The following is a 14,963-nucleotide window of genomic DNA, read 5'->3' as shown; positions in this document are numbered from 1 at the left end:
CATTTATGACTGACGCCCACAGTGCGCTAATTACCAATGACGCAGTCGTACTTGGTTTGCTTGCCGTTATTTTGGGGTTTATTTTTAAAACCTCGCACAGTAATAATGCTGCCTGCCAAAAATTTTATAAATATGTACCAGCATTATTGCTTTGCTACTTTTTACCATCATTACTCAATACTTTTGGGATTGTTGATGGTCATTCTTCGAATGTATATTTTGTAGCGTCACGCTATTTACTGCCAGCTTGCTTAATATTGCTTACCATCAGTATTGATTTAAAAGCGATCCTAAACCTTGGGCCAAAAGCATTAATCATGTTTTTAACAGGTACCTTGGGTATTGTTATTGGTGGCCCTTTGGCTATCTTAGTAATGAGCGCCGTTTACCCAGAAGCTGTGGGCGGCCATGGCCCTGACGCAGTGTGGCGTGGTATGACGACTATCGCCGGTAGCTGGATTGGTGGCGGCGCAAACCAAGCTTCAATGAAAGAAATGTTTGAAGTAGGCGGCGATATCTTCTCTGCAATGGTGACTGTTGACGTAATTGTGGCTAACTTATGGATGGCCGTACTGTTATTAATGGCAGCAAACCATAAGGCGATTGATGCTAAAACAGGCGCAGATACGCGTGCAATTGAAGATTTAAAAGAGCGCGTAGAAAAGTATCATGCTGAGCATGCGCGCATGCCAACTCTAAATGATTACATGACGATTATCGCAATTGCCTTTGGTATTACTGGCCTTGCACATTTTTGTGCTGACTTTTTAGGTCCGTTTTTTGGGGCTAACTTCCCGTGGGCACAAGAGTATAGTTTAAACAGTAAATTCTTCTGGTTAATCGTTATCTCTACCACAATTGGTATTAGTTTATCGTTTACTAAAGTTCGCCATATTGAAGCTTTTGGTGCGTCAAAAGTAGCATCAAGCTTTTTATATATTCTTGTTGCTTCAATTGGCTTACACATGAATATCACTGCGATTTTTGATTCACCAATGTACTTTGTACTGGGTGTGATTTGGATGATTACCCATGCAAGCTTAATGTTGATCGTCGCGAAATTAATTAAAGCACCGCTGTTTTATATGGCAGTAGGCTCTCAAGCAAATGTAGGCGGCGCAGCATCAGCACCTGTTGTTGCATCAGCATTCCATCCGTCTCTTGCGCCAGTAGGTGTATTACTGGCTGTTTTGGGCTATGGTGTTGGTACCTATATGGCTTATATTTGTGGATTAATGCTACAAGCTGTTGCACCTTAAGGAATAGAAATGAACAACCAGTTAATTAAAATTAACGAGATTGAATTAGCCAATGATAAACCATTTGTATTGTTTGGCGGTATGAACGTACTTGAATCACGTGATTTAGCGATGCGAATTGCGGAGCATTATGTAGAAGTTACATCAAAGCTAAACATTCCATACGTTTTTAAAGCGTCTTTTGATAAAGCGAATCGCTCTTCAATTAATTCATACCGAGGCCCTGGTATGGAAGAAGGTTTAAAAATCTTTGAAGAAATTAAATCTACTTTCAATGTGCCACTGATCACCGACGTACATGAGCCGCATCAAGCTGCGCCTGTGGCTGAAGTGGTTGATGTAATTCAGTTACCGGCATTCCTTGCTCGTCAAACTGACCTAGTTGTAGCCATGGCAAAAACTGGCGCTATTATCAATGTGAAAAAGCCACAGTTTTTAGCTCCACACGAAATGCGTCATATCATTAAAAAGTTTAATGAAGCGGGCAACAACAATGTTGCACTGTGTGAGCGTGGTACGAGCTTTGGTTATAACAATCTTGTGGTTGATATGCTTGGTATGGATGACATGAAGCCTATGGCGCCGGTTATCTTTGATGCAACGCACGCATTACAACGCCCAGGAGGCCGAGCTGACTCTGCAGATGGTCGCCGTGCACAAGCTGCAGAACTTGCTCGCAGTGGCATGGCATTAGGTATTGCGGGTTTATTTATTGAAGCGCACCCTAATCCGAATGAAGCAAAATGTGACGGCCCATGTGCACTTGCACTAAGCAAGCTAGAAGGTTACTTATCGCAAATGAAAGCGGTTGATGACTTAGTTAAGAGCTTTGCATCACTCGATACCAGCGCAAGCGATTTATAATTTAAATATATAAGTATTTAAGTATGAAAAAGGCGACCATGGTCGCCTTTTTTTATTTGTATCGCTATAATCGACGCATAAGAAAAACTAATTCTAAGCTTGGTGTCTATGTCTCGTCGTTTACCTCCTTTAAATGCACTAAAAGCATTCGAAGCCGCTGCCCGCCATTTGAGCTTTACCAAAGCAGCAGAAGAGCTATATGTAACGCAGGCTGCGGTGAGCCATCAAATTAAAACCCTTGAAGAGCATTTAGGTTTAAAGCTGTTTTTACGTAAAAATCGTTCTTTGCTGTTAACTGAAGAAGGGCAAGGTTACTTTTTAGATATAAAAGAAATTTTTACTCAGCTCATTGATGCCACAGAAAAACTGCTAGCCCGCGGTGCGAAAGGGTCACTCACGGTAAGTTTAACGCCAAGTTTTGCGATTCAATGGTTAGTACCTAGACTTAGTTTATTTAATGAATTACATCCAGAAATCGACGTGCGAATTAAAGCGCAAGATCAGGATGAAAATTCACTTTCTGACGATGTAGATATTGCTATTTATTATGGTCGTGGCTATTGGAGTGGGGTGCAGACATATAAGCTGCATACTGAATATCTAGTGCCGTTATGTAGCCCATTGCTGTTAACGGGCCCTAAACCACTTAATCAACCCAGTGATTTAGCAAATCATACCTTATTGCATGATACCACCCGTAAAAACTGGAAAACCTGGATGAAAACGGCTGGTGTGCGTAATGTACAAGTTAACCAAGGGCCGATTTTTAGTCACTCATCTATGGTATTGCAAGCCGCGGTGCATGGACAGGGGGTTGCCATAGGTAATAGCGTTTTAGCAAAACCTGATATTGATGCGGGTCGTCTCGTCATTCCATTTAATCACTCATTAGAAAGTAAAAATGCATACTATTTAGTGATCCGCGAATCGCAAACAGAGCTTGGCAAAATAGTGTCTTTTAAAGACTGGATGCTGAGCTTAGTAGAGCAAGAACAAGAGTATTAACATGTTACAGTGGTTTAAAAGTGCAACGGGCAAAGCACGCGCACAGTTTATATTTGCCCATGGTGCAGGGGCGGGCAGTGATTCTGAGTTTATGCAAACAATGGCTAACTTGATTAGTCAGCATGGGATTGATGTAGCCTTGTTTGATTTTCAGTATATGCAAATTGCTAAAGAAACGGGCAAGCGTAGACCACCCGAGCGCGCTCCTAAGTTACTTGCCTACTTTGGTGAAGTTTTAGCCGAGCGCCAGCCAGAATTGCCGCTATTTATTGGGGGTAAATCTATGGGTGGGCGTATGGCTTCGATGCTTTGTACTGAGCAGGGTTTGGCTAATATTGCTGGTGTTGTGGCTTTTGGCTATCCGTTTCATCCACCGGGTAAACCCGAAAAACTTCGCATAGATCATTTTGTTGATATGCCATGCCCATTTTTAGTGCTGCAAGGTGAGCGCGATACGTTTGGTGATCAGCAAGAACTCGCTGAACTTAAAATGGTTAATCCGCCAGAGATTAAATTTCTCAAAGATGGTGACCACTCATTAAAACCTCGCAAAAAAAGTGGCATTTCAGAACAAGAAAACTTACAGCAAGCTGCAGATTATGCAGCGCAGTTTATTTTGAATTTAGCGGCTGGAGATACGCAATGATCAAACTCTATTTAATGATTGGTAGCTTATTTTGCATGCTTTCGGTAATGCTTGGCGCATTTGCTGCTCATGGTTTAAAAAGCCGCGTTTCTGAGTACGCAATTGGAATTTTTAAAACCGCTGCTGAATACCAAATGGTGCATGGCCTTGCATTGATAGCAATTGCTATCTTAATTAAATGGGGCATGAACTTAAGCTGGGCTGGTGGATTTTTTATCGCAGGTACCGTGTTATTTAGCGGTAGTTTGTATTTACTCGCTCTAACGGGCATGAAGTGGCTTGGGCCTATCACCCCAATTGGCGGTGTTTGTTTTATTATTGGTTGGGCTATTCTGTTAGTTCAAGCAGCACGATATAAGTTTTAAGGGTTATCTATGTCGAGTGTAGTTATTTATTGTCGCAGTGGTTTTGAAAATGATGCCGCTGCTGAAATTACTTTTCAGGCTGCTGAACAAGGCTTTGCAGGTTACGTAAAAACAAAACCAAATACGGGCATTGTTGTTTACGAATGTTTTGATGCAAGCCACGGTGAAGAAATCATCAAAAAAGTCGATTTCAAAAATATGGTATTTGCTCGCCAATGGTTTACTGGCGCCTTAGTCGATAACATGCCACTTGAAGACCGCGTTAGTGCTATTGTTGATGCTGCCGCTGAGTTTCCTGAATGTGGTGACCTACGCGTAGAAACGCCAGATACCAACGAAGGTAAAGAGCTGAGTAAGTTCTGCAAAAAGATTTCTACACCTCTGAAAAAATCGCTTGAAAAGCGCTCGAAGGTAACACGCGAAATTGCTGAGAAAAAACCTGTTATGCATGTGTTATTTTTAGCAAACGACAGTGCTTATGTTGGCTATTCATATACATTCAATAATTCGCCTTTCTTTATGGGTATCCCGCGTTTACGTATGCCGAGTCATGCGCCGAGCCGCTCAACGTTGAAACTTGATGAAGCCTTTAACGTGTTTATTCCACCTCATGAAGCTGAAGAACGTATGCAACCTGGCATGCGAGGTGTTGATTTAGGTGCTTGCCCAGGGGGCTGGACATATCAATTGGTGCGCCGAGGTATGTTTGTAAGCGCAATTGATAATGGTCCTATGAACGATGACTTGATGGAAACAGGGCAAGTTAAGCATTTTAGGGTCGATGGTTTTAAATACCGTCCAGAAAAGCGCAATATTCAATGGTTAGTCTGTGACATGGTGGAAAAGCCAGCAAAAGTGACTAACCTTATGATTGATTGGGCGGTAAACGCCTACGCAAAAGAGCTTATTTTTAATCTTAAACTACCGATGAAAAAACGTTTTGATAGCGTTTACGAGTGTTTAAAAATGATTAAAGAAGAGCTTGATAAATATGGCGTAAGTTACGAACTGCAAGCTAAGCACTTATACCATGACCGTGAAGAGGTCACGGTTCATTTAAATGTAACTAAGGTGCCACAAAGTTTATACAGTTAATCGCGAGGGCTTAAAAATGGAGAATAGAATAAAGTTACTTGGGCTTAGTATTTTATTTTCCATTTTTTTAACGGCTTGTGGAGGCGGTGGAGGGAGTGAAGAGTCTAATAATGCTGAGAACCAAGCGCCACAAGTAAGTATTTCTGGTGATACTGAGGTCAATGAGCTGGCAACACTTTCATTAAGTGCGTCAGCCAACGATAGTGATGGTTCTATAGCCGACTTTTCTTGGCAGCAAACTGGTGGCCCTTCTATCGATTTTGCAGCAAACGGTCAACAAATCAATGTATCAATTCCTGCAGTAGATACTGACACAGATGTCTCATTTTCTTTGCGCGTTACTGATAATCAAGGCGCAACAGCTACAACCAGTATCACTATTACCATTATTAATGTTAATCAAGCCCCGACAATATCGGTTGCTGGCCCTCAGATATCCTCTTCTAGTAACAATATTTCTCTTAGTGCAAATGCCTCAGATTCTGATGGAGAGGTTATTAGTTATGATTGGCAGCAAACGGCTGGTCCAGATGTAGAGTTTGAAAATGGATCGAGCACAATTAGTTTTACCACACCAAATGTTGCAACCTTAACTCAGCTTGTTTTTTCGGTGACAGTTACTGATAGTTTTGGTGAACAAAGCACGGCGCTTTTTACTATAGATGTAAGCGCAAACAGTGCTCCATCAGTGAGTATAACTGGTTCGCAAAATATTCAAGAAGGGGCTGAAGGAGTATTAACAGCTACGGCAACAGACAGTGATGGTAGTATTATTAGCTATAGTTGGGTGCAAACTTCAGGCCCGATTACCGAATTTACTGCAACTGATAATTTAATAAATTATACTGCCCCTGAAGTAGAAACAAATGATGAAATTACCTTCCAAGTAACAGCAACTGATGATGATGGAGCTACAAGCTCTGCAGAATTTAGTGTTGTGGTTGAAAATTACATAAATCTTGCGCCTGTCATTACCTTCGATGCGATTGCTGATATTACTGAGTTAACGCAAGCTTCTGTCTCTGTGGTTGTTACAGACAGCGACGGGGTTATAGCTGATATTGAGTGGCAGCAGTTAAGTGGACCATCAGTAGATTTTGTGCAAAATGGCGAAACTATTACTTTCACAGCGCCAGAAGTGTCTGAAAATACCGAGGTGATATTTCGGATCATTGCGGTAGATGATCAAGGAGCAATATCTTCAGTAAGCCTCACATTTATGATCATTCATGTTAATAAACCACCCACAGTCTCTGATATTGCTATTACTACAGAGTTTAATGAAAGTAGTGAATTTACTATTGACGCGAGTGATATTGATGGGGATGAGTTAACTATTAGTTTTTCTCAGCAGTTAGCTGGGGCGAGTATCACTTTAGTTGATGCAACAACTTTTCGTTATCTTTATCAACCTGCATCAAATAGCATATCGCAAGCGCCTTTTACTGTAACTGTATCGGATGGAACTCAGAGTGCCCAAGCGACAGTGAGCGTGACAATTACAGATACTAGTGCAGCCACTGTGGTAAATGTAAGCCCTGAAGATGCAGCCTCTGCTGTGAGTGTAAATGCTCGAGTTATGTTATCGATGTCTGATGTGATGAAGTCATCGAGTTTAGTTGTTAATAGCGCCAATGGTGTATGTGAGGGAAGTGTGCAATTATCAGCTGATAATTTTGAAACTTGCTTAGCAATCGACTCATTAGAGATGACGGGACCACAAGGAAATGACAATGAATATTTCAACAATATTGAGTTTACAGCTGCTTTTAATCAAGCAACAGAATATGCGTTAAGATTAACCGAAGACTTAGTTAATTTTGCTGATACACCTGCTTTAGCCCAAGTAGTTTCTACTTTTACAACTGGAAGTAATGATTTAAAGATAACTGAGGTTGTCGCTATTCGTTTTAGCAACGACACGCCTTGGTTTGAACTTTATAACGGAACCGATAGTAGTGTTAATTTAGCTGATTACAGTGTACGAGTAAAAAGTCGTGACAGTTCTGATAATAGTATTTCGGCCGCAACAATTTTTAATTTGCCTGACCAAGTGATTGCTCCTGAGGAATATCTCATAGTTCATAGTGGTTTTGGTGATCAATTATTTTACGATACAACTGAGCAAAATAAATCTATCGCTTTTATTGGTGATATTGACTCCACGGTTCGCCCTTATTGGTTTTTGAATGGGTTTGTTGAATTGCTAACGCGTGACTCGGGAAGCACTGTGGATTTTGTTCGATTTGGCAATGACACTACTGAGCCTCTGACGGCAGGACAATGGCAAACAGGCTCAGCACCTGTCATTTCTAATGTAACTGGCTCAAGTATTAAAAGAGATATAGATAACACAGATACTAATTCATCATCTGATTGGCACTATAGCCAATTTACGACACCGGCGGGTGTTAATGATGTTAGCTGCGAAGATGACAGTGATGAAGATGGTATTCCTGACTGTTCAGAACTCCCTGGGTCAACTTTTTCTGGACTACCTCTGCATGCTTGGGGAGCTAGAGTTAATCAAAAAGATATCTTTATTGAAGTGGATTATATGGATAGCAGTGATGCGGGAATAATACCGCACCAAACAGCATTGGAAAAAGTGGTAAGCTCGTTCGCTGAGCAAGGCATTGTTGTTCACTTTGATGTGGGGGATTTGTACCACCAAGCAGGGGGAATATCTGTACAAGATCATGATTTAGGAGGGGGTGATCAAGTAATCTTTAGACAATATACACCATATAACTTTAACCAAGGTGTTGAGAGTTTATTTCATTATAAAATGGCAAACTTTGACATGAGACGTAAGCCGATATTTCATTATATGTTAATGGCTAATAGTCGAAACATTGATGGCAGTGCGGGTTCTTCAGGGGTTGCTGAATTAAGTGGTAATGATTTGATGATAAGTATGGGGAATTGGGGGCTATCACTTGATAACGAAATATCTCGAAATTTAACCTTCAACTACCAAGCATCAACGATAATGCATGAGCTTGGCCATAATTTAGGTTTAGAGCATGGTGGTGATGAAAGTACAAACTACAAACCAAATCATTTGAGTATTATGAATTACCTTTATCAGTTGAGAGGGTTACCGACGATAGGGGATAATGAGGGAGATCGCTATTATTCGAGTCGCTATCGTGAGAATGCCAATTGTGCCGTACAAACTGCGGATTTGACTAATAGCCCATTTGACTCTCCTGAAAATTTTGTAATGTCTTATTCGCATGGACTCGGAAGTTCCATAGACGAAAATAATATAATAGAGGCTAATGGTTTAAGGTATCCCGGCTCTGCTGCTGTAGATTTTAATTGTAATGCTGATTTGACTGAAACTCTAAGCCAAGATACGAATGATGATACCGCCGTAACAGTGCTAAATGATGTTGATGAGTGGAGTTTGATTGAACTTCGTTTTTATACCTTGTTCTCTGGCAATCGCTTCGGTGTTCATCAGCAAGATAGCGATCAAAAAGACGTGTCGAAGCATATACAACAACGAATGATTGAAGAGCAAGCGCCACCTTTAAAACTTCTTAGTGAAATTAAAGCTGCTAGAGAAAAGCAAGGGATTAAGTAGTGAAGTATCTGGTTATATTTTTTATGTTGATATGTTGTGTTGCATGCACACCAGATGCTGAACCTCAATGGCATATGTCATCTAGATTAAATTATGATGGGCAGGCAGTAAACTGGAAATCAGGCTCAGTAATTGGTTGCCAACTTTGTAAAATAAAAGAGGAACGTGTCGTTGAACCCGATGGGATCTCAATCATATACACTCTATACCAAAGAGGGCAATGGCGGGCTGAATATCGCGAATCACATCAAGCTAGGATTGTTTTAGGGAATAACGCACATGCACTTTTAGTTAAAAATAAAGGTTCAGGCACTGTTTTATTAGAAAATAAACACAAACAAATTTCAGAGCTAGCAAAGATAGGGACCCCATTTATACTCAATATGGGGGAAGAAAGATTTACGGTGGTTATTAGTCAATTTGATGAACCTCGCTTTGGCACCGAGTTATCAGATCCTTTACCAGTTAAATTAAATTATAGTGTATTGAAAAGCCAATAGTTTTCTACTGGCTTTTCAAACATTTTAACTTCGATATTGGCTTCGATAGTTTTCAACCCATAACCGTGTGCCACCGCAAACAGCAACGGGCATAACAATTAGGTTTACGAATGGGATAGCAGTTAAAATCATGACAGCTAAACCAAAGCCATAAGATAATGTTTGCTTTTGCTTTAAGTCATTTTTCATTTCGTTAAAACTAATTTTATGGTTATCGAACGCATAGTCTTCATATTGCACTGCATACATCCAGCAAGTGAATAACACCCATAAAACTTGACCGATCACAGGTAAAATCCACAGTAAGATAAAAAAGCCTATAGCGCGCGGCAGGTAATAGCAAAGTTTTGTCCACTCACGGCCGAGCATGCGTGGCACATCTTTCATTGTATCGAAAAGACTATCGTCATTAATTTTTTGCCCAGTGAGATAAAGCTCGACTTTTTCACTGAGTAGGCCGTTAAATGGGGCTGCTATAAAGTTTGTTATAACTGTGAAGAGCATACTGTAACTAAATAAAATCACCAGCACAGCAATTGGCCACATTAGCCACTCGAGCCAGCTAAGCCATTCTGGTAATAACGAGTTCATGTAAGCAAAGCCATCGGTGAGCCAGCCATACAAAAAGAACAGCGAACTACCAAAAAGCAGAATATTGATTAATAAAGGAATAAGTACAAAACGTTTCAACCCTTTTTGGCTAATTAACTTAAAGCCAGAAAAGAAGTATTCCATACCTTGAGTGAACTGCACGAGAAAACCTCATCTTATTTCTTGTTGTTTGCAGTATAGGGTTTTGACGATATTTGAACAGCTTTTTTCCGTAACAAAGTGTTTAACTCTTTACATGGACAGTCACTTTAAGTCGGATAGGCACTCTAATTCTTAATAAAATTTAACTTTACATGGACAGTCACTGTATTTATTGCTCTTGCGGCACAGAAAACTTTGTCTACACTTTAATTACAGCTAATGCATTTCAGATTATCAGTTCAAGGAGTGGACGATGGCTTTAGCAAGGAAGCGGCAAATCTGTTTGTCAAATACCAAATATTATCATTGTGTATCTCGTTGCGTCAGACGCGCTTACCTTTGTGGAGAAGACACACTCACAGGTAAATCATATGAACACCGCAGAGGGTGGGTTGAACAGCGTCTGCTTGCTCTTGCAAAGGTATTTTGCATTGATGTGTGTGCTTATGCGGTGATGAGCAATCATACGCATCTTGTGCTTTATGTTGATAATAAAAAAGCAAATAGGTTATCGGATAAAGCCATTCTTTTACGCTGGTTTAAGCTCAGTAAAATGACGCCTTTAGGTCAAAAAGCCCTTTATGGTGAGCCGTTAAGTGATGGTCAACAAGTCTTCTTAAATAAAGAGGTTGCAGAATACAGAGCGCGCCTTTCGAGCATTAGTTGGTTCATGCGAATGCTAAATGAATATATTGCCAGACGGGCAAATAAAGAAGACGAGTGTACAGGGCATTTTTGGGAAGGGCGCTTTAAAAGCCAAGCTCTCCTTGATGAATCAGCGCTTTTAGCCTGCATGGCCTATGTTGATTTAAACCCTGTTCGTGCTAAAGCTGCAAGTACGCCGGAACAATCGGACTATACCAGTTTTAAAAAGCGATGCGAAAGCGCGAAGGAGTCAAAGCAACCTAAATTACTAGCTCGTTTTATTGGTGGCATGAGTAAGTATAAATCAAAGGGAATACCTTTTGAGTTAAAGTCATACCTGCTACTTGTGGAGCAAACTGGGCGTTGTATTTGTACCAATAAGCCCGGATTTATAGAACATCATTTACCTCCTATTCTTGAAAGGCTGAATTTCGAAGCTGAAAACTGGTTAACGCTAACAGCTCAGTTTGAAAACTTATTTCATGGAGCTGCAGGTCGAGTGGGTGCTATTGAAAGTTATTGTATTAAAACAGCTCGCAAGCGACGAAGTAACATTACAAATAGCCGAACTTTATTAGCGAGTTAAGTTTCTAGGTTTATTTTAACGTGATTTCAAATCGCTAGTATCTTCACGCTTTAAATTTAATTGTTTGAAATAATTAGCCCTAAAAGGCTAAAGTCAAAGCTCTATTCTCTCTGAAGCACACCCGCTAAACATAATTACAGAATAAGTTTAGTAATTTTTTTGACTCACCTTTGTATTTTTAAATTACTGCCTTCAGATTTTAAAAATACAATAGTTGTTGGTTTTAAATGACTGCCCCTTTAAAAAGGCTTTACGAACTCTGAAGTGATCTCTGGTAAAAAATCTATAGGTATAAATTATTAACCTTGAATGGTGTGGTGTAGTTTAGACTTTAGTTTTTATCAACTTGGCGTTTTTTTGGTTACATACTGTTGAACTTAGAGATAGTATGTCGGTCCGAACAGTACCTATAAAATCATTATTGAAAACTACAGTAGAGGATAATGGAAATATCCGATACTATTGTTCACATAGTTAACAAAAAAGACATATAAAAATGGGAGTTTTATGCAGTTAGTCGATTTAAATCCACATGATCCTGAAGTAGTAAGCGTGTTTTCTGATATAGACCGACTCATAAACTCACTATACCCTGTTGCTACCGCTCAATCTTTAAGTGTTGAAGAGCTAGCTGAGCCTAATGTTTATGCTATAGGCTTAAAAAATGAAGATGGTATCGTTGCATGTGGCGCAATCGTTATGCAAGAAGGCAACCCTCCTTATGGTGAAATCCGCCGCTTATATGTAAAACCAAGCTACCGTGGTAAAGGGTTATCACGTCGAATTATGCAGATATTATTACATCAAGCTGGTGAGCAACTAATACCGCTTATTCGTCTTGAAACAGGTCCTAAACAAACAGAATCAATTAGCTTATATGAAAACTTAGGTTTTAATCGTTGTGGTCCGTTTGGTAATTACAACGAAAATCCACAAAGTTTGTTTATGGAGCTTGGTCTAAATCAGTAATTTAGGTGGTAAGCTATGTTTTAGTGAGGTCATCTTTATTTATAAATTCACCTTACAACTATTGGGCTTTGTTACGCTCTTTCTGATTGCTGCCTGTGGTGATAGTTCACAGGTATCCATTACTTCTCAGAGTCGGCAACCAGACCTTATTATTAATAGTACTAAGCTCTATTTAAACTCATGCTACAGTCTTTCTGGTGTCTTCAACCATAATGGCACTATAAAAATAAAAGTTATTCTTATATTTCCTACTCGTCCTTTAAGTATTTGCGCTGATAAGCAATCGCAGCTGAATTTTGATGGCACCTATCTCACTGTAAGAATTTGCCGCACCTCTTTTGGCGCAGGAGGTTGCGGGGTTGAAAAATATCGCACAAAAGACTTCGAAAACTGGCAAGAGTACATAGGTATTACTTGGCATGATAACGAGCAATATGAAGCGTGGAGATGGTTAGGGTCAAATTCTTCAGCCGCTGATGAAATCACAAAAGTAATACCAGCCCATTAAAATCAATATGAAAAGGTAATTTACCAGTACATATATTCTACAGTGACTGTCCCTTTAAATGTGATCCTATTAAATACTATTTTCAGTGACTGTCCCTTGAAATATGGTTTAAAAACATTCAGGGATGTTGATTAGCTTTTCACATCAAAAATCACTCGTTACGAGTAAAAATTCTTGTTGGACTTGAATCACTATTTTTCTTTTAATGCGCGGCAACAACCCTTGCCGAATTCGGCACTACTAAAATAAAAGAGAAAGATAGATGAAAGAAACAACATCACTAGAACAAGCTCGCACGAGTTACAATGTTCGTCATTGGAGCCAAGGTTTCTTTGGTATTAATGATCAAGGTGATGTGTATGTTGCGCCAAAGGCCCATGCCCCAGAGCAAACCATTGCACTAATCGATATCGCACAGCAATTACAAGACAAAGGCTTAAGCTTGCCTGCGCTAGTTCGTTTTCCACAAATTTTACATCATCGTGTACATAGCTTATGTCAGGCATTTAACACGGCTATTGAAAATTATGGTTATCCGAAAGACTATTTGCTTGTTTACCCAATTAAAGTAAACCAACAGCGTGAAGTTGTTGAAGAAATTGTTGCAAGCCAAGCTGATATTGAAAAGAAACAATTGGGTCTAGAAGCGGGCAGTAAACCTGAGCTATTAACTGTATTAGCGATGGCTGAAAAAACCAGTGCTGTCATTGTGTGTAATGGCTACAAAGACCAAGAATACATTCGTTTAGCACTGATTGGCGAAAAGCTAGGTCACAAGGTTTACATTGTTCTTGAAAAACTGTCTGAGCTAGACATGGTGCTTAGCCAAGCTAAAGAGTTAAACGTAAAGCCACGCATTGGTATTCGTGTACGTTTAGCGTCACAAGGTAAGGGCAAGTGGCAAGCAAGTGGTGGCGAAAAATCAAAATTTGGTTTGTCGGCATCGCAAGTACTCAGTGTGGTTAATCGCTTAAAAGCGTCTGATCAACTTGATCTGATCCAACTTGTACACTTTCACCTTGGCTCGCAAATGGCAAACATCCGCGATGTTCGTTTAGGTGTGAGTGAAGCTGCGCGTTTTTACTGTGAGTTACGCAAGTTAGGTGCACAAATCGATTGCTTAGATGTGGGTGGCGGTTTAGCGGTAGATTACGACGGTACTCGTAGCCAGTCTCATAACTCAATGAACTACAGCCTAAGTGAATACGCTAATAACATTGTATACACCATCGGTGATACCTGTAAGTTATATGAGCAGCCAATGCCGCGCATTATTTCTGAATCAGGTCGTGCGTTAACAGCGCACCATGCTGTATTGATTTCGAATGTTATCGGCACCGAAAGCTATGTACCTGAAGACATTCAAGCGCCAGCCGCTGATGCACCCCTATTGTTAAAGAATATGTGGACATCATGGCAACAGTTAAGTGGTGACAATGATGACCGTGCATTAATTGAAATCTATCACGATAGCCAAGGCGATTTAGCCGAAGCACATAATCAGTTTGCACTTGGTTTGTTAGATTTAACAGAGCGAGCATGGGCGGAGCAAGTTAACTTACGTGTATGTTATGAACTTAACAAACATATGGATAACAAAAACCGTTTTCATCGCCCGATTATTGATGAATTAAATGCGCGTTTAGCAGATAAGTTTTTTGTGAACTTTTCATTGTTCCAGTCATTACCGGATGCATGGGGTATTGACCAAGTGTTTCCTGTTCTACCATTAAGTGGTTTAACAGAAGCACCACAAAAACGCGCCGTGTTACTTGATATTACCTGCGACTCAGATGGTGCTATGGAGCATTATGTAGACGGTCAAGGTATTGAAAGCACATTACCTGTGCCAGCTTTTAGCGAAGAAAAACCATATTTAATGGGCTTTTTCTTAGTGGGTGCTTATCAGGAGATTTTAGGTGATATGCATAACTTATTTGGCGACACACACAGTGCAATTATAAAAATGGATGAGCAAGGTCAGGCGCAAATCACTGAAGTTAACGAAGGTGATACCGTTGCAGACATGATGCGTTACGTACATTTAGATGTAGAAAGCTTCCAACAATCTTACGCCCAGCTGGTGGCTGCTAAATTGCCAGAAACTGAGCAGCAAAGCGTTTTAGATGAGCTGCAAACTGGCTTAAATGGTTACACTTATTTAGAAGAGTTATAA

The 14,963-nt window shown here is 40.1% G+C and carries 13 protein-coding genes; 12 read left to right on the top strand and 1 reads right to left on the bottom strand.

The window, feature by feature from the left end; genetic code table 11:
* The first annotated feature begins 5 nt into the window (after positions 1 to 5).
* The 8 genes from AOG27_RS03640 (at position 6) to AOG27_RS03605 (ending at position 9,326) form a co-directional block, all read left to right on the top strand.
* On the top strand, positions 6 to 1,259 hold the full coding sequence (locus AOG27_RS03640; protein ID WP_054551643.1) for a DUF819 domain-containing protein: 1,254 nt from the start codon (positions 6 to 8) through the stop codon (positions 1,257 to 1,259).
* Positions 1,260 to 1,268: 9 nt separating this feature from the next.
* Positions 1,269 to 2,123 carry a 3-deoxy-8-phosphooctulonate synthase gene (gene kdsA / locus AOG27_RS03635; protein ID WP_054551642.1) on the top strand — a complete coding sequence of 285 codons (855 nt, stop codon included), beginning with the start codon at positions 1,269 to 1,271 and terminating at the stop codon, positions 2,121 to 2,123.
* A gap of 108 nt (positions 2,124 to 2,231) precedes the next feature.
* A complete protein-coding gene (locus AOG27_RS03630) occupies positions 2,232 to 3,128 on the top strand; it encodes a transcriptional regulator GcvA (RefSeq protein WP_054551641.1) in 897 nt (298 codons plus the stop codon).
* A 1-nt stretch (position 3,129) separates the two neighbouring features.
* Positions 3,130 to 3,774 (top strand): alpha/beta family hydrolase, encoded by a 645-nt coding sequence (locus AOG27_RS03625; RefSeq protein WP_054551640.1) that lies wholly within the window; start codon positions 3,130 to 3,132, stop codon positions 3,772 to 3,774.
* On the top strand, positions 3,771 to 4,139 hold the full coding sequence (locus tag AOG27_RS03620; RefSeq protein ID WP_054551639.1) for a DUF423 domain-containing protein: 369 nt from the start codon (positions 3,771 to 3,773) through the stop codon (positions 4,137 to 4,139). Before AOG27_RS03625 ends, AOG27_RS03620 begins: the two co-directional genes overlap by 4 nt.
* Positions 4,140 to 4,148: 9 nt before the next feature.
* Positions 4,149 to 5,234, top strand: a complete 1,086-nt coding sequence (rlmM, locus tag AOG27_RS03615; RefSeq protein WP_054551638.1) for a 23S rRNA (cytidine(2498)-2'-O)-methyltransferase RlmM — start codon at positions 4,149 to 4,151, stop codon at positions 5,232 to 5,234.
* Between the two features lie 16 nt (positions 5,235 to 5,250).
* The gene (locus AOG27_RS03610) at positions 5,251 to 8,826 is read left to right on the top strand and encodes a PKD domain-containing protein (RefSeq protein ID WP_054551637.1); all 3,576 of its coding nucleotides are present in this window, start codon (positions 5,251 to 5,253) and stop codon (positions 8,824 to 8,826) included.
* Positions 8,826 to 9,326 (top strand): hypothetical protein, encoded by a 501-nt coding sequence (locus tag AOG27_RS03605; protein ID WP_054551636.1) that lies wholly within the window; start codon positions 8,826 to 8,828, stop codon positions 9,324 to 9,326. Before AOG27_RS03610 ends, AOG27_RS03605 begins: the two co-directional genes overlap by 1 nt.
* Positions 9,327 to 9,350: 24 nt before the next feature.
* Here AOG27_RS03605 and cysZ read toward each other — a convergent pair whose 3' ends face one another.
* Positions 9,351 to 10,061 (bottom strand): sulfate transporter CysZ, encoded by a 711-nt coding sequence (gene cysZ, locus AOG27_RS03600; protein WP_206004105.1) that lies wholly within the window; start codon positions 10,059 to 10,061, stop codon positions 9,351 to 9,353.
* A 271-nt stretch (positions 10,062 to 10,332) separates the two neighbouring features.
* Here cysZ and AOG27_RS03595 point away from each other — a divergent pair, with 271 nt between their 5' ends.
* The 4 genes from AOG27_RS03595 to speA all read left to right on the top strand — a co-directional run bounded on the left by AOG27_RS03595 (position 10,333) and on the right by speA (position 14,963).
* Positions 10,333 to 11,310: a transposase gene (locus AOG27_RS03595; protein ID WP_054551634.1), complete on the top strand. Its 978-nt coding sequence runs from the start codon at positions 10,333 to 10,335 to the stop codon at positions 11,308 to 11,310.
* Positions 11,311 to 11,817: 507 nt separating this feature from the next.
* Positions 11,818 to 12,279, top strand: a complete 462-nt coding sequence (locus AOG27_RS03590; protein WP_054551633.1) for a GNAT family N-acetyltransferase — start codon at positions 11,818 to 11,820, stop codon at positions 12,277 to 12,279.
* A gap of 61 nt (positions 12,280 to 12,340) precedes the next feature.
* Complete coding sequence (locus AOG27_RS03585) at positions 12,341 to 12,787, top strand: hypothetical protein (protein WP_054551632.1); 447 nt, start codon at positions 12,341 to 12,343, stop codon at positions 12,785 to 12,787.
* A gap of 262 nt (positions 12,788 to 13,049) precedes the next feature.
* Entirely contained in the window at positions 13,050 to 14,963 is a 1,914-nt protein-coding gene (gene speA / locus AOG27_RS03580; protein WP_054551631.1) for a biosynthetic arginine decarboxylase, read from the top strand.

The organism is Pseudoalteromonas lipolytica, assembly GCF_001306915.1.
GTDB lineage: Bacteria > Pseudomonadota > Gammaproteobacteria > Enterobacterales > Alteromonadaceae > Pseudoalteromonas > Pseudoalteromonas simplex.
The sequence above is the reverse complement of the archived record's forward strand: the minus strand, read 5'-3'. Positions and strand labels throughout refer to the sequence as shown.